The following is a 17,681-nucleotide window of genomic DNA, read 5'->3' as shown; positions in this document are numbered from 1 at the left end:
TACGTATATTTTAATAGTTTGGATTTTGTTGCCAATTTCCATTAGCAAATTGCAATTCTTCAAAAGGAACTGGGAAAACTTCATGTTTATTAGCCGTAAATCCTGCAATTGTACCCACAGCTTTATTGGTTCTAACTAAATCAAAGAAACGATGTCCTTCACCCACTAATTCTAACCTTCTTTCTTCTAAAATAAAATCTGTTAAAGCAGCTCCTGAAGCTGAAATATCATGATTGGTATCACCAAAAGCTCTTCTTCTCACTAAGTTTAGATATTGTCTTGCTTTAGCGTCATCAATTCCACCTCTGTTGAAAGCTTCAGCAGCCATCAATAATACATCTGCATAACGAATTGCTCTATAATTATTTGGATTTGTTAAATTTTGATCACCCATATTTGCATCTCCTTGACGAGGTAAATATTTACGGTTGAAAAAACCAGTATGTTTATATCCTTCTCCATAAGTAGCACCCGTATTAGCTGCCCAATCAACGATATTTAAAATAGCAACATCTCTTCTATTATCACCTACTTCAAAAGCATTATAAACTTGTTGAGTAGGTACATTAAAACTATATCCTGAATCGAAAAGTGGTCCACTGTAATTTCTTATTCCATTAAAGCCAACTGCTACATTTCCTTGACTACATTGCAAACAATCAAAACTAGCTCCTTGTGCATCTGTGTATTGCACTTCGAAAACAGATTCTGGTCCATTTTCTGCATTATTTTCGAAAAGAGTAGAATAATCCGCAACAAGAGAATAATTACCATCTAAAATAACTTGTTCTAAAACTGCTGATGCATTTACATATTTATTTTGGTATAAATATACTTTTCCTAATAAAGCTTGCGCAGCCCCTTTAGTAGCTCTTCCTTGTTGAGAAGCTGTAGGATTTAGATTGTCAATTGCAAATAATAAATCACTTTCTATATTAGCATATACTTCGGTAATTGGTGCTCTTGGAAACGTTTTTTCATCTCCTGGTAAAAAACGAGCATCTGGTTTAATGGGTATTGGACCAAACCATTTTACTAATTCAAAGTTATAATAAGCTTTTAAAAATCGAGCTTCAGCAATAATTTGATTTTTACCTTCAAAATCAATTTTATCTTTAAATTCTAAGATGTAACTGGCTCTATAAACACCTGCAAACATCCAATCCCAAATATTTTTAAGTTGAGCATTTACTGGAGTGTGTATCATTTCATCAACTTGCTGAATTCCAATTACATCATTAGCACTTTCACCTCCCGAAAGGGTGTTATCTGATGCAATTTCTCCTAACATAACGTTTAAATAAGTAGCATGTAATAATTCATATGCTCCAATTAAAGCATTGTTATAGTCTTGAGGATCATTAAAATAATTTTCAGAATCAATAGTATAAGGAGGTGCTTCATTCACAAATTCATCTGAACATGCTGAAATTAGAGACACCAATAATGTCAGAATAATTCCAATTTTTACTGTATATTTTTTCATAGTCATATTTTTTAAAAAGTAACATTTAAACCTAACATATAAATTCTTGGAGAAGGATAATAACCAAAATCAATTCCTCCAGAAATGGGTTGGCCACTGTTAGCTGCTGGATCAAAACCTCTGTATTTTGTAAATGTGTATACATTGTTTATCGATCCATATATTCTCACTTTAGTTAATTTAATATTTTCAATGAATTTGGATGGTAATGAATATCCTAATTGAATGTTTTGAATTCGTAAGAACGATGCATCTTCTACAAAATAATCTGAAAAAACATTATTAGCAGAAGGTCCAGCTGTTACTCTAGGAACTTCTGTACTGGTTCCTTCACCTGTCCATCTACCTAAAACATAATTCATTTTATTCAATCTATTTTCAGTTCTTTCATAATTACGAATCATATCATTTCCAATTGAAGCAAAAGAATAAGCCATAAAGTCGAATCCTTTATAATTTAATCCAAAATTAAAACCTAAATTATAATCTGCTATTGCTTTACCTATAAAAGCTCTATCGTCCAAATTAATAACACCATCACCATTCATATCTTTATAACGTATATCACCTGGCTGTGCTGGTGCACCCAAAGCCACTTGTGAAGGATGATTGTTTACTTCTTCTTGATTTTGAAAAATTCCATCCGTTACATATCCAAAAAATGACCCAATAGGTTGTCCTTCTTGCATTCTTGTAGGTATCGGTTGACCTACACCAAAAGCCCCAATATCGATAAACCCTGATCCATTATTAACCTCATCTACATTGTTGTTTATAGAAGTAATATTAAATCCAATATTGTACTTGAATTCATGGTCATTATTTTTATAATCTACTGCAAACTCAAACCCCTTGTTAGTAACACTACCCGCATTGATTGTTGGATTACCTGATCCAGGTGCTCCACCACCACCAATTCCTGAAACAGGTGTTCCTATTATTAATAAATCTTTTCTCTTATTTTGATAGTATTCAATAGTTACTTCTAACTTATTATTGAACATTTTTGTATCTAAACCAATATCTAATTTGGTATCTGATTCCCATTTTACAGATTTATTTGGAATAACCCCAGGAGCAAAACCATTAAGAATAGTTCCATCTAAAACGTAACTTGATGTTACTAAGTTTGATCTAAACACATTATTATCAATTGCATCTACACCTAAGCTTCCATAACTAGCTCTTAATTTTAGAAAATTTATTTTACCATCAGTATTAAAAAAATCTTCATCAGAAATAACCCATCCAGCAAGTATCGAATTAAAGTTACCCACATTAAAGTCTGGACCAAATTTTGATGATTGATCTCTTCTAGCGATTAAGGATAATAAATATTTACCCTTGTAATCATAGTCTAAAGTCGCAAATAATGACGGCCTTTTGTAAGTTGGAGATTTATAAGATCCATTAGGTTTAACGCCGTCTGGAACATTTCCATTTGCTAAAGCAATATCTGCATACTCCCATGAATTATATGGAACATCATATCCTGTAGCATTAACACCTTCACCAGTTTCAGCATATAAAGTTCCTCCTAAAGTTACTTTAAACTTATGATTTTCAAAAATTCTTTTTTCATATTCACCAAATACATCCAAAGTATAATTACTGAATTTTCTTGCGGATTGATTTACAAAACTTCTAGTATTATTAAAGACTTTACCTGTTCCATAAAAAATTTCTGGGCTAAAACTTTTCGATACATCGTTAGCAGTACTAAAACCATATCGAGTCGTAACTTTAAAATCTGTAAAAGGTTTGTATTCTAAAACAAAATTTCCGTTAATTTTTTCTTGGTTATAGGAATTGTAGGTATTATGTATTTGAGCCAAAGGATTAATTACTTCCAATCCGTACCCCGAAGTATCAGGTATTAAAGTATAATTCCCATTGGAATCATAAGGAGTTAAAGTAGGTGGTGCATTTAAAGCATTGAATAAAACAGATCCTAACCCACCTTCATTTAATCCTTGACGATTATAGTCGGTATAAATAATATTAGTTTTAAAATTTAATTTTTCAAATAAATCGATACCAAATGCTAACCTAGCTGTACTCCTATCAAAACCAGATTTTTCTAAGCCTACAATGCCATCTTGCTTAATTTTTGAAGCACTTAACATATAAGTAGTTCTGTCTGTACCACCTGATATAGAAAAATCATTATTTGTAATTGGTGCTTTTTGGAATACTTCATCCTGCCAGTCTGTTCCAATACCAATATTTTCAACATTAGGATAAGGCAAAGCTTGACCGTTATTTGCAAAACTTTCATTTAAAATTAGAGCATACTCAGTTGCATTTAAAACATTTAATTTTTTAGTTGTTTCTTGAAATCCTGTATACGAATTGAAAGATACTCTAGTTTTTGTATTTTTCTTACCTTGTTTTGTAGTAACTAAAACCACTCCGTTTGCACCTTGAGCACCATATACAGATGCTTGAGCATCCTTTAATACAGTAATAGATTCAATATCATTAGGATTAAGTAGACCTAAATCTCCTGCATATCCATCGATTAATACTAGTGGACCATTTTGACCATTGGAAGAAATTCCTCTGATTCTAATATTAAATCCTGAACCAGGAGCACCTGAAGCAGATGATACATACACACCTGAAACCGTCCCTTGCAAAGCTTGTGTAGCAATAACAGGCCTTAAATCTTCGATTGTTTCAGATCCTACTACACTAACAGAACCCGTTACGTCCTTTTTAGCTTTTGTATTATATCCTATTAATACAACTTCTTCTAAAGCTTTTAAATCTTGAACCATACTAATTTTAATGATTTCAGATTTGGTTACTTTGTATTCGTAATTATTGTATCCCACATAACTAAAAACTAAAGTAACACCTACTGGTACATTAGAAAGAGTAAAATTCCCATCAAAATCTGTGGAAGTTCCAATCTTATAATCTTTAGCAAAGATGTTAACACTAGGTATTGGTTCCCCAGTACCTAAATCAAGTACACTTCCAGAAACATCTACGTTTTGTGCAAAACCCATAGCTGTTAATAATAGAAATGCAATTAGTAAAAAATTTGATCTCATAATATGTTTCGGTTTATAAAGCTAAAATTAAACGATTGATTTAATAATAAATTTAAAATAACCTCAACAAAAAATATACACTGTAAAAAAAATATCTTTTTATTGCGTTATTGATAAAAAACCGTCCTATTTTTAAGCATTATACAATCTTAAAAAAATCTTAAAATTAACAACGAAAACGTTGATGTTGTGGCAATGTATAGGTAAAATTTTAATTGTATAGGTATTAGAAGGACAAGATGTACTCTACTAGTCCTTGCTCATGATCTAAATTCATCTTTTTACGCAAACGATACCTTTTAATTTCCACGCTTCTTACAGAAATATTCAGCAAAGGAGCAATCTCTTTTGAAGACAAATTTAATCTTAAATAGGCGCAAAGTCTTAAATCATTTGGAGTTAGAGTAGGATGATCTAGTTTTACCTTTTTAAGAAAATCATTATCTGCATTATCAAAAGCTTCTTTAAAAATATTCCAAGAATCTTCTTTATTTATATTTTTTGTAATGGTAGTAATTACCGATTTAACACTTTTGTTAGTAATTTCTGGTGCGTTTTTTAAATCTTCCTTAATCAAAGCCAATAATTCGTCTTTTTTAATTAAGCTCATCGTTGAAACAGCCAATTCTCTATTTTTACTGTCTACATCTTGTGCTAATTGCTCATTTTTAATTTTCATTAATTGTTGGGCATTTTCAAGCTCCTTAATTTCTAGTAATAAATTATTCTCTTCTATTAATTTTTGTTCTTTTTGGATATAATACCTTTTATACCTTCTATGAATATAAATTGCAATTACCACTAAAATTAAAACATAAATTAACAACGCTAAATTTGTGAAATACCATGGTTTTAGAATAGTGAAACGATAGGTTACGATATCATCAGGTTTAGAATTTGCAATTTTTGCCCTCACTTTAAACGTATAATCACCAGGTGATAGATTTTTAAAATTAGAACTTGTTTTTGAAGTCCATTCACTCCACTCATCTTGAAAACCTTCTAATAAAAATTGGTATTCTGCATTGATATATTTATTATACTCAGGAACTGAATAATTAAAAATGATATTGTTTTCATTGTATTTAAAAAGTCCGTTATCCACAATAGAGCGACTACTCAATTTTTCATTAAGTTTATTAATAGCAATATTGGTTATTTTTAATTTATAATCTTTAAAAGTCAGATCATTTAAGTTTATTGTATAATAACCATCAGTAGTTCCAATTAAATACGTGGAATTATATAACTGAGTAATATTTTCATAACCCAGCATAGAATTTGTTAACGAAGCTGGAATTGGAATTACATTTTCTTTCAATTGATTACTTAATTTACTTAGAGAGAAATAATGAATGTAATTTTTGGTAAACAACCATAATTTATTGGATTGATCTACAATAAGTTTCCCAGAGGTATATTCGTCTTTTTCAAAAACAGCGCTTAAAACTAAATCTTTTTCAAATTGCTTGTTTTTAGGGTTCAATTTAAAAACTCCCTCTTTGTAAGCATAGTATATACTATTATTATATTGTATTAAGCAAGAATTTTTCCCTTTTGAAGGAGAAGGATAGGTATAAAAAGAAGTTGCTTTAGTGAAATTTGGATCCAATTGCAGACGAAATACACCCTTATATTCATGACTAATATAAACTTCTAGCGATTTCGTCAATTCAAAATGTTTGGATGAGTAATCAAACCCTTTAATTTTATGACTAAAAACCCATTGATTTTTCACTTTTTTTAAAATAGTCAAACCAATATAGTTTCCTTGAAGTAACAAATCGGATCTATTGGGTATTTTTTCAATTTTCCAAGTACCTGAACCAGCATATAAAAGATTTGCTTTAGTATCATCTATCAAAAAAGTGCCAACATTATGCGCGCAAAATAAATCGTCCTTCTCTGCAAATAAAGACCAAACTTGCCCTTTAGTTCCTTGAATAAATTGAAAAGAATCATCATCTTTTATTTTTTTAACAAACAAACCTTGATTGGTTCCCACATACAACTTATCCTTATGAACTATAGAAGCATAAACCGTTCCTAAAATTCCGGTATCATCAGAAAAGCTTTTTATGGGGGATTGTAAGTTAATGCAATTAATACCATTATCAAGACCAATCCATAAATTCTTATCAACATCTTCAAAAAGTGATAAAGCTGTATTATTACTCAATCCTTTATTTTGTGTTAAATGGTATTTAATTTTCCCATTACTATCTAATACAAAAACACCATTTGATACCGTTCCAACAGCAAAACTACCATCAGATAATAACAAACTACTATACACATTACTCGATGCAATTTCTGTATCTGCATCTGTAACAAATTTATTTAATTTACCGTCTTTTAATTTGAAAAATCCTAAAAACTCAGTTTGTACTAATAATTCTTCATTTATAAAAAACAAGTTTACAATTTTACTATTTAAAAAAATTGGATCATTTGAAATGAGTTTGCTCTTCCCTTTTTCAATTTCGAATAATCCTTTATTAATGACATGAAAATAAATCGCATTATTAACCACAAATGCTTTTAATATCGCTTCTGTTTCAGAAATAATATTAAATTTCTCTGTTTTAGTATCATAAATATAAATTCTATTAAAAGATTGAAAAATAATCCATTGTTCATAATGCAGTATGTTCCAAAATTGTTCATCATCAATTAATTTCTCTTTTACTTTAGAGCTTAATGAAGTGTACACCAATTCGTTATTTGGATTTCGAGACCAAAAACCAAATTCCATATAGGCACCTGTAAAAACTTTATCGTCAATAGCATTAACCGATCGAATAATCGTCTCATTAGGCGATGGATATAAAATCCAATTGGCACCATTAAATTCTAACAATCCTTCATTATTAGCAAAAAAAACAGAATGCATTTTGTCTTGAGTAATCATCCAGTTTTGATTCCCAGCTAAGTAAGCACTTTGAGGATACTTTACTATAGGCGGCAATTCTTGAGAAAAACTATTCAAAAAGCAAAAAAATAGAAAAAGAAAAATTTTTGATCTCAAAATATATAAATTAGTCGATTAAAAGATTTAAAAATAAAGTATGACATTATAAAAATATAAAAAAAGGTATGCACAGCACACCTTTTTCATATTTTAAATTATAAAACAATTAATTTTTAATAAAAATCTTTGTTATTAAATTATTATCTGATTGTAACGTAACAAAATACTGTCCCTTTTGCAACCCATCAACATTAATTGAGAATTGATTATCATTTATTGTGTTTACCAAAATTACTTGCCCTAATTGATTAAGCACCTTAATTTGATGAATTGTTTCGTTCGATTTAAAATTTAGAGCAGTTGTCGCAGGATTAGGATACATCTGTAAGTTTTGTACATCAAAATTATCCGCATCCAAAGCTGCAGACGTGAAATAAATATTATCAAAATAAACTGTACCAGCTGTAGCCGCTACCACATCAAACTTATACTGAAACCAAGTAGTTGGATTAAATCCTAAATTAGTAAAGTAGGACATGGGTATGGTAACACTTTTCCATGTATTTAAAACAATTGCTTCTTGTTCTGGTAAGCGATACACATATTCCATAACTGGGCTATTTGAAATCAAATACAACCCAAACGTAGTTGCATCACTTGTCCAATAATCAAAATGAACAAACTGAGCACTCGTTACATCTGTTTCAGTATATCCTGCTCCAAAACCCGCTACAGCAAAATTTAATTTTAATGCATTGTTAACTCCCGTTCCAGAATCTAAATCTACATCAGAACCTGTTCCAAAAGAATATTGATACGTATTTGGATACGATTCACTATACATACTCACTACAGTTGATGGATCTGCTGTAGGAACAGGTGCAGGCCCAGAAGGTGTTGGCAACGGTGGTGGTGGAGCTACATTGGTTCCTCCAGCAAAATCATCCACCCAATACGTATCTGTTTCGTAGTTATTGAAATCGGTAAAAAACACCACTTTTGAATAATTCCCTAAACCACTTCCAAAATCTAACGATATAGTTTGCCAAGTTGTTCCAGAAGTAGTAAAAGGTAATTCTACTGTAGCTGGACCACCTACTCCACCTTCAAACTTCAACAAATGATTTCCTGAAGTTGTACCAGCAGCTGGTTTAATTCTAAAAGTAATGGTATTATTCGCATCGTCTGCTAAATTTAAATTCTGAGCTAAATCTAATTGCGCTGTATCGTATAATTGTCCACCTCCCACAACTTGAGCCACCATATCACCTGCATCATCAACTATGGTAACATTACAACCATCATAGCCCGTCATTAAATCCAAAGGGTCTGAAAAATCAAGAGGAAAAGATTGGGAATACCCTATCGAAATTCCTAATAAGATAATTAAAAGAGTAATTTTTTTCATATTATACAATTAAAATAGTTAAAAAATAAGAATATCTAAATTTATAAACTAAAAAGTCATGAAAAACAAAATGAGTGTTATAGAAACTATACAACTATATATTTTAAGACAAACTATTACAAAACATACTAAAACACTGAAAAACAAAGATTTTAACGCTAATAATAAATTTGAATCAGAACATTTTCAAGTCAATTACAACGCTTTCGTATAGGTTATGTATAGGTAAATATTAAGTATAAGAACAGGGTTAAGACCTATAAAAGTTAAAAAAAATCTACAAATTAAAATGAAATGCTAATGCATATGGAACTTATTTTTAGATTAATTATCTTTGCATTCCTTTAGATTTTATTATGGTAAAAACAGATTTTTCAAAATTAGAGCCTAAAAAAAACATCCTTATTAAAGGAGCTCAATTGCATAATCTCAAAAATATTGATGTTGCTATTCCTAGAAACAAACTTGTAGTTATAACGGGTTTGTCTGGATCTGGTAAATCAAGTTTGGCTTTTGATACCCTTTATGCAGAAGGTCAAAGACGTTATGTTGAAAGTTTATCTTCATATGCGAGACAGTTTTTAGGTCGTTTAGACAAACCTAAAGTAGAATACATTAAAGGAATTGCACCAGCTATTGCCATTGAACAAAAGGTAAATACTACCAATGCACGTTCTACTGTTGGTACTTCTACCGAAATATACGATTATTTAAAACTGTTATATGCCAGAATTGGTAAAACCTACTCTCCTATTTCAGGAAAAGAAGTAAAAAAAGATACCGTCACTGATGTTATCCAAGAAATAAAGACTTTCGATTTAAATTCAAAATGGTTGCTTTTAGCTCCTATTCATTTGGAAAAAGGAAGAGCATTGGAAGACAAATTAAAAGTATTGCTTCAACAAGGATTTGCTCGTATTTTGGTAAATAATGAAATGATTCGTTTGGATGACTTCTCGACTTCGCTCGAAGTGACCTCAGATAATGAAATATTTTTGATTATTGATCGTATTATTGTAAAAAAGGAAGAAGAATTCTACAATCGATTAGCTGATGCCGTTCAGACTGCTTTTTATGAAGGTAAAGGAGAGTGTTATTTACAAGAAGTAGATACTCAAAAAAGACTACATTATAGTTCCAATTTTGAATTGGATGGGATTACTTTTTTAGAACCTAACGTCCATTTGTTCAGTTTTAACAACCCTTATGGAGCTTGTCCTAAATGTGAAGGTTACGGAAACATTATTGGTATTGATGAAGATTTAGTAATTCCAAATACAGCATTATCAGTCTATGAAAATGCTATTTTCCCTTGGAGAGGAGACAGTATGAGTTGGTACCGCGACCAATTGGTAAACAATGCCTATAAATTTGATTTTCCTATTCATAAATCCTTTTTTGAGTTAACCAAAGAACAAAAACAACTCATTTGGGACGGAAATAAATACTTTACGGGTTTACATGATTTCTTCACGGAATTAGAAGAAAAAAATTATAAAATTCAAAATCGCGTTTTATTATCTCGTTATAGAGGTAAAACCAAATGCACATTGTGCAAAGGTAAAAGGTTGCGACCAGAAGCGAATAATATTAAGATTGCTAATCATACTATAACCGAATTGGTAGATTTACCAATTGTGAATCTAATTGAATTTTTCAAAAAACTTGAACTTAATGAATACGATGCTAAAGTAGCAAAACGATTACTCATTGAAATTAATAATCGTTTAGGCTTTCTAGCGAATGTAGGCTTAAGTTATTTGACGTTAAACCGAAATTCTGCGTCTCTTTCAGGAGGAGAATCACAACGTATTAATTTGGCTACCTCTTTAGGAAGTAGTTTAGTGGGTTCGATGTATATTTTGGATGAGCCAAGTATTGGTTTACACCCAAAAGATACCGAACGTTTAATAGAAGTATTGAAAAACCTACGTGATTTAGGAAATACTGTAATTGTAGTGGAACACGATGAAGACATCATGAAAGCAGCCGATATGATTATAGATATTGGTCCGGAAGCAGGTACTTTTGGTGGAGAATTAGTAGCACAAGGGACCTATGAAGAAATCTTACAATCGGAATCTTTAACAGCTAAATATCTAAATGGAAAAGAACAAATTGCTGTACCTCAAAAAAGAAGAAAGTTTAAAAATTATATCGATATTATTGGGGCTCGTGAAAACAACCTAAAAAATCAGAATTTCACTTTCCCTTTAGATTGTTTAACAGTTATTACAGGAGTTTCTGGTAGTGGAAAAAGTACGTTAGTTAAGAAAATTTTATTTCCAGCCATTCAAAAAAAATTAGAAGGCGTTAGTGAAAAACCTGGACAATTTACAGAGATAAATGGCAGTTTTGCAAATATTAAGCATATTGAATATGTAGATCAAAATCCTATTGGGCGAAGTTCGCGTTCCAATCCAGTGACTTACATTAAGGCCTATGATGATATTCGAGATTTGTTTTCCAAACAAAATTTATCCAAATTAAGAGGGTATCAAGCCAAACATTTTTCATTTAACGTAGATGGAGGTCGTTGTGAAACTTGTAAAGGAGATGGTGAAGTAACCATTGAAATGCAATTCATGGCAGATGTGCACTTAGAATGTGAAACCTGTAATGGAAAACGATTTAAAAAAGAGATTTTAGAAGTTACTTTTGAAGGCAAAAACATCGATGACATTCTAACCATGACAATTGATGATGCGGTAGCATTCTTTGATCTTCATAAACAAACTAAAATCACTCAAAAATTACAACCCTTACAGGATGTTGGTTTAGGCTATGTGCAATTAGGACAATCTTCATCTACCTTGTCTGGTGGTGAAGCCCAACGTATCAAATTAGCTTCCTTTTTAGTAAAAGGTACTATTAAAGACAAAGCCTTATTTGTTTTTGACGAACCAACAACAGGTTTACATTTTCATGATATTAAAAAATTATTACAATCCTTTGAAGCCTTGATTGAAAAAGGACATTCCATTATTGTAATTGAACATAATTTAGATCTAATAAAATGTGCCGATTATATTATTGACATTGGTCCGGAAGGTGGTGAAAATGGTGGTGAATTAATTGCTTTTGGCACACCAGAAGAAGTGGCAAAAAATAAGAATTCAGTGACTGGGAAGTATTTGAAAGAAAAGTTGAATTAATTTTAGGGTTTGTTGATTTGAAGATGAAAGTAATTTTAGAAAAACCATTTTATATTTTTTGGATTTTAGTTCCAATAATTTTGCTTATTGGATTTTTTAATGCAAAAAGAAATATTGAAATAAATATTCATGACACATATTATATCGCTACAATAAAAACACTCTTAATTATCTTAAGTTTTTATTTTTGTTTGATTGGTTTAATATATTTCTTAATTAATCATTTTCAAATTAATTTAATTTCTATATTAACAAAATCACACCTATTGATTTCTTTATTTACTTTTCCAGTAATTTATTTAATTAGTCTGTTTTATAAAAATGAAATTAGCTACGATGTGTTTACAATATTAAAAAATGAAAAATTCAATGATAGAATAACATACATAATATTTTTTATTTTAATCATATTTCTTCTAAATCAATTCCTTTTTATTTTTAATATTTTATTTTCACTAATAAAAAAATGAACATCAAATTACTAACTATAGGAAAAACGGATAATAAAAATTTGCAAGCTCTAATTGATGAGTATACCAAGCGTTTGGGTTTTTATATAAAATTTGATTTAGAAATTATTCCCGATATAAAAAACGTAAAGAATTTAAGCGAAGCCCAACAAAAAGAAAAAGAAGGCGAATTGATTCTTTCCAAAATTACAGCAACTGATCATTTGATTCTTTTAGACGAAAATGGAAAAACATTTTCAAGCGTAGGTTTTTCTGAGTTTTTACAAAAGAAAATGAATGCAGGTATTAAAACTTTAGTATTTGTGATTGGCGGCCCGTATGGTTTTAGTGAAACCGTTTACAAACAAGCGGTTGGAAAAGTTTCTTTATCAGAAATGACCTTTTCCCATCAAATGGTACGTTTGTTTGTAATCGAACAAATTTATAGAGGTTTTACTATTTTAAGAAATGAACCTTATCATCATCAATAAAATGAAAAAAATATTTTTTTATTTCTTACTATTTACCTTACTATCCTATTCTCAAGAAGAAACGCATATTGATAATTTATTTACTATTATTGATGCTCAAAAACAAATTCACACTTACAGTACAAAAGTCAAATTCAAATTCATTAATATATTACTTAAAAACAACCAATATTCATCGAAATTAGATCCAGCAATCGATGAAAATTTTATTGTATTTGAGGAAGAAATTTACTTTTATTTGAGGAAAAGGTATTTAAAAAAATTTAGTGCTAAAAAAGTAGAAAAATTAATTTTAGAAATGAATCAATATGAAAAAAGAATTGATTTTTTGAAGAAAATCGATTTCTTTAAAGAACTAGAAAAAGCAAAGAAATGTCCAAAAGAAAAATTAAAAATAAACCTACAAAATGAATTTGAACGACTAGGCATCGAATAAAAAGATTCTTTTTTAAATTTTAAATTAGACAATTTATTTTTTGTCAGTATGAATTTTTAACATATATTTAGCAAAAATAAATAACACTTAACCCAAACTGATAAAAGTTATGAAAAAAGTCATTATTGCCCTTGCATTAATCTCAAATTGTATTGCATTTGCCCAAATTAAAGTGATTGAAACCACTCCTGTAGTAAGATTAGGATCTATCGGCCAAAATGATATGTTTATTCAACATGAAGGTGAAGAATATACGTTCTTCTACAAAAACGTTGAAAAAGAAGAAGAAACAAATACACGTTCTTTCTCATTTAAAGATATTGATAATGATTTCGCAAAATTGCAAGAAATTATCGTTTCTGGTTTTAATGCAGATCCATTATTAGACATTAAATTAGAATTACCAAACCAATTTGTATGGTTACATTATTCTAAAAACTTAGATCGTACTTTTGTACAATTCATGAGTAAAAATAAAAACAATGAAGTAACTGGAGTTTCTAAAGCGTTTACTTTAAGTCAAATTGACAAATTATTTGAGAAAAAAGCAACGAACGGAAAAAGCAAGAAAAAAGCTGACGATGTAATGTCGGAATTCAAATAAAAAATAAAATTTATACAATTGAAAAAGGTATCCAAATTTGGATACCTTTTTATTTATATGAAAATTAAATCTTACAATTTACATCCACATTCTGGTAATTGCGCTTCATCATAAACAAACTCATAAGAAGATAATTGAATGGCATCAGAGGTTAATTGCCAAGCCATCAATTTATTTTGAATGTATTGTCCATAAGTAAGTCTTTTGTCAAAATTTAAATGAATGATGGTCGTTTTTTCACCACTCATAAAATCAGCAAAATCTTTAATAAAAGCAATAAATTCTTCACGTTCTACTTCATTTCCATCTACTGTAATTTGGTTATCCTTATTAAAATTTACCGTTAAATTAAAATAATCCAAATACAAATCGCCATGATCTTTGATATAAAATTTAGAAAAATCTTTATCGTATTTAAATTGAACATCTGTAAAAGGCAAAAAGGCCAAATTCTTGGTAATACTATCGGAATATGAAAACACATTTATAGCTTCTTCATTCGTATGACTGGCTCTTTTTTTCATAGATTGTAACACTCTCACTTCCGGAATAACCAAGTCAAGAGTCAATCGCTTATCTATGTTAAATATCCAATTGGTCGTGCTAATACTATTTTTGGCATTCACTAAAGCAATCGTATCAGTTGCATTTGCTTCGTAAAATAAATAAATAGGAGAATGATCTGTAATGGTTTCCATAACAGACATATTAGCTTGTGGAAGCAAAACATCTTCTTTTTTACAAGAAAATAAAAGAGCAGTTACTATTAGTATCAGAACACTCTTCAAGGCTTGGTTTATTTTCATTAGTTCAATAATTAGGTTATTTTTTTAATTCTTCCAAAATAGTAATACATTCCACTGCTTCTTTTACATCATGAACTCTTAAGATTGAGGCTCCTTTCTGTAAAGCTATAGTATTCAAAATAGTAGTACCATTTAAAGCATGCTCTGGAGTGGTTTCCAATAACTTATACAGCATCGATTTTCTGGAAACACCAATTAATATTGGCAAATCTAAATGCTGAAAGTAATTTAAATGCTGCATCAACTGATAATTATGTTCCAATGTTTTAGCAAAACCAAAACCAGGATCGAGTATGAGATCATTAATACCATAACTTCGAGCAACTGCAATTCGTTCAGAAAAATAATACATCATTTCTTTAAAAATATCTTCATAAAATGCCAAAGACTGCATGGTTTCAGGAGTTCCTTTCATATGCATCATAATATAAGGGACTTGTAATTTGGCAACCATAGATAACATCTTTTCGTCTAAAAATCCAGCAGCAATATCATTAATTATACTGGCTCCATGTAACACTGCTGCTTCAGCAACGGAACTTCTAAAAGTATCTACAGAAACTAAGATTTCAGGAAAACGATTTACAATTAAATCAATTATTGGTAACAAACGATTGATTTCCTCTTCTTCAGACACAAAAGCAGCTCCAGGTTTACTCGAGTAAGCTCCAATATCAATAAAAGTGGCACCTTCCTTGAGCATCTTTTCTACTTGTTGTAAAATAGCTTGGTCATTTTTATACTTGCCTCCATCATAAAATGAATCTGGAGTCGTATTCAAAATTCCCATGACTTTCGGGCGACTTAAATCGATTAGTTTTCCTCTACAATTGATAGTCATAAACTCAATTCCTCTTTATAATAGTAATAGATTGAAACTTAAAATAAAAATCTTTATCTCGAATACTTCAATCTTAATACTATATTCTTTATTTTTGAAAAAATTTCATACAAATATACCGAATAAATGAAGAATACTTCACAACAATATGACACCATAATTACAATTTGTCGCGATTTGTTTACCAAAAAAACAAAAGATTATGGAACCGCTTGGAGAATTTTACGTTTGCCTTCTTTAACTGATCAAATTTTTATTAAAGCACAACGCATTAGAGGACTACAAGAAAATGAAGTGCGAAAAATTGATGAAGATGAAACCTCAGAGTTTATTGGAATCATAAATTATTGTATTATGGCTTTAATCCAAATTGATAAAGGTATTGCTACCCAACCCGATTTAAATTATGAGGAAGCGGTACAATTATATGATACTAAAATCGCACTTACAAAAAAATTAATGGAAGACAAAAACCATGATTATGGTGAGGCTTGGAGAGACATGCGTGTAAGTAGTTTGACTGACTTGATCTTGCAAAAACTTTTACGTGTAAAACAAATTGAAGATAATAAAGGTAAAACTTTAGTTTCTGAAGGTATAGATGCCAATTACCAAGATATGATTAATTATTCTGTTTTTGCATTGATTCATTTAGGAAAAGCTGTATAAACTCCCTTTAACAACTGATTAACATCTTATTTACAAGTAAAACTTCTTGAAAAAAGTAACTTTGACAAAAAAGTATTCATGAGAAATATAATTACACAAATAGCACGAGTTTTAGTAGGTATATTATTTATAATTTCTGGACTAATTAAACTAAATGATCCTCTTGGATTTTCCTATAAATTAGAAGAATATTTTAATGCGAATGTATTAAACATGGAGTTTTTAATTCCAATGGCATTAATTATTGCTTGTTTTGTGGTCATTTTTGAAATCGTTTTAGGCGTGATGTTGCTCATTGGCTTTAAGACTAAATTTACGCTATGGAGTCTTTTAGGGATGATTGTATTTTTTACATTTCTTACCTTCTACTCTTGGTATTTTGATAAAGTAAAAGATTGTGGTTGTTTTGGAGATGCCTTAAAATTAACTCCATTTGAGTCATTTATTAAAGATTTAATTTTAACAGCACTAATTTTAATCCTGTTCTTCAATCAAAAATACATCAAACCTTTATATGGTAAATCGGCATTGAATTTAACGGTTTTTGCAGCTTATTCCTTATGTTTATTAATGGCGTACTATGTTTTACAACACCTTCCTATTATCGATTTTAGAGCGTATAAAGTGGGTAATAATATTCAAAAAGGGATGGAAATTCCAGAAGGAGCTCCAAAAAGTGAATACGAAATGGTATTTATCTACAAAATAAACGGTGTAGATACTGAAATTTCATATGCTGATGTGATGTCAAATAAAGTTCCTGAAAATGCAGAATTTGTAGACCGTAAAGACAAAGTTATAGTAGAAGGATACATACCTCCTATTCATGATTTCAGCATCGAAAAAGACGGTGCTAATTATGTAGAAACCATTTTGGAAGAACCTAAAGTGGTCCTGCTAATTACCTATGATTTGAATAAATCAAAAGAAAAAGGAATGAAAAAATTAGAAGAATTGAACCAAAAAGCTAAAGCAAAAGGGTATGAAGTAATTGGTTTAACTGCTTCTGATGCCAATTTAAGAGATGCTTTCCAAAAACAATTTAACCTTACATTTGATTATTATTTTTGCGACCCGACTACACTTAAAACTATTGTAAGAGCTAATCCAGGTATCGTTGTATTAGAAAAAGGAACCATTGTACAAAAAGTACATTTTAATGATATTGACAAAGTGATTTTAAAGTAATACTTTCATCATATTATAAAACGAAAGTAACAAAACAGCACCAATACGTTAACTAGATAACAAAATGCTTCTTTTATCATTTTACTAACAAATATAAAATTCAGAAACCTTATTTTTG

Annotated in this window: 12 protein-coding genes; 6 read left to right on the top strand and 6 right to left on the bottom strand. The window is 29.9% G+C overall.

Annotated features, from left to right (window positions below):
* Positions 1–10 precede the first annotated feature (10 nt).
* The 4 genes from FHG05_RS09235 to FHG05_RS09220 form a co-directional block, all read right to left on the bottom strand.
* Entirely contained in the window at positions 11–1,486 is a 1,476-nt protein-coding gene (locus FHG05_RS09235) for a RagB/SusD family nutrient uptake outer membrane protein (protein ID WP_140997732.1), read from the bottom strand.
* Positions 1,487–1,497: 11 nt separating this feature from the next.
* Positions 1,498–4,545: a SusC/RagA family TonB-linked outer membrane protein gene (locus FHG05_RS09230; RefSeq protein WP_140997731.1), complete on the bottom strand. Its 3,048-nt coding sequence runs from the start codon at positions 4,543–4,545 to the stop codon at positions 1,498–1,500.
* Positions 4,546–4,771: 226 nt separating this feature from the next.
* The gene (locus FHG05_RS09225; protein ID WP_317130141.1) at positions 4,772–7,534 is read right to left on the bottom strand and encodes a triple tyrosine motif-containing protein; all 2,763 of its coding nucleotides are present in this window, start codon (positions 7,532–7,534) and stop codon (positions 4,772–4,774) included.
* 148 nt (positions 7,535–7,682) lie between these two features.
* Complete coding sequence (locus tag FHG05_RS09220) at positions 7,683–8,924, bottom strand: T9SS type A sorting domain-containing protein (RefSeq protein WP_140997730.1); 1,242 nt, start codon at positions 8,922–8,924, stop codon at positions 7,683–7,685.
* A 356-nt stretch (positions 8,925–9,280) separates the two neighbouring features.
* Between FHG05_RS09220 and uvrA the strand changes: the two genes are divergently transcribed.
* From uvrA to FHG05_RS09200, 4 genes are all read left to right on the top strand, one after another.
* Entirely contained in the window at positions 9,281–12,079 is a 2,799-nt protein-coding gene (uvrA, locus tag FHG05_RS09215; RefSeq protein ID WP_140997729.1) for an excinuclease ABC subunit UvrA, read from the top strand.
* Positions 12,080–12,545: 466 nt separating this feature from the next.
* Entirely contained in the window at positions 12,546–13,019 is a 474-nt protein-coding gene (rlmH, locus tag FHG05_RS09210; protein ID WP_140997728.1) for a 23S rRNA (pseudouridine(1915)-N(3))-methyltransferase RlmH, read from the top strand.
* Position 13,020: 1 nt separating this feature from the next.
* Complete coding sequence (locus tag FHG05_RS09205; protein WP_140997727.1) at positions 13,021–13,455, top strand: hypothetical protein; 435 nt, start codon at positions 13,021–13,023, stop codon at positions 13,453–13,455.
* A gap of 109 nt (positions 13,456–13,564) precedes the next feature.
* Positions 13,565–14,059 carry a hypothetical protein gene (locus FHG05_RS09200; protein ID WP_140997726.1) on the top strand — a complete coding sequence of 165 codons (495 nt, stop codon included), beginning with the start codon at positions 13,565–13,567 and terminating at the stop codon, positions 14,057–14,059.
* Positions 14,060–14,130: 71 nt separating this feature from the next.
* Here the strand turns inward: FHG05_RS09200 and FHG05_RS09195 are convergent, their stop codons facing one another.
* Together FHG05_RS09195 and folP are read right to left on the bottom strand one after the other, a co-directional pair.
* On the bottom strand, positions 14,131–14,865 hold the full coding sequence (locus FHG05_RS09195) for an ExbD/TolR family protein (RefSeq protein WP_181369159.1): 735 nt from the start codon (positions 14,863–14,865) through the stop codon (positions 14,131–14,133).
* Positions 14,866–14,881: 16 nt separating this feature from the next.
* Positions 14,882–15,706: a dihydropteroate synthase gene (gene folP, locus FHG05_RS09190; protein ID WP_140997725.1), complete on the bottom strand. Its 825-nt coding sequence runs from the start codon at positions 15,704–15,706 to the stop codon at positions 14,882–14,884.
* 126 nt (positions 15,707–15,832) lie between these two features.
* On the opposite strand from folP, the gene FHG05_RS09185 reads away from it, so the two are divergent.
* Entirely contained in the window at positions 15,833–16,375 is a 543-nt protein-coding gene (locus FHG05_RS09185) for a DUF1599 domain-containing protein (RefSeq protein WP_140997724.1), read from the top strand.
* A 78-nt stretch (positions 16,376–16,453) separates the two neighbouring features.
* Complete coding sequence (locus FHG05_RS09180; protein ID WP_140997723.1) at positions 16,454–17,563, top strand: BT_3928 family protein; 1,110 nt, start codon at positions 16,454–16,456, stop codon at positions 17,561–17,563.
* Positions 17,564–17,681: the final 118 nt, after the last annotated feature.

Origin of the sequence: Flavobacterium profundi (genome assembly GCF_006491645.1) — a bacterium.
Classification (GTDB): Bacteria; Bacteroidota; Bacteroidia; order Flavobacteriales; family Flavobacteriaceae; genus Flavobacterium; species Flavobacterium profundi.
Note: the sequence above shows the minus strand (reverse complement) of the source record. Positions and strands in the feature narration are given on the sequence as shown.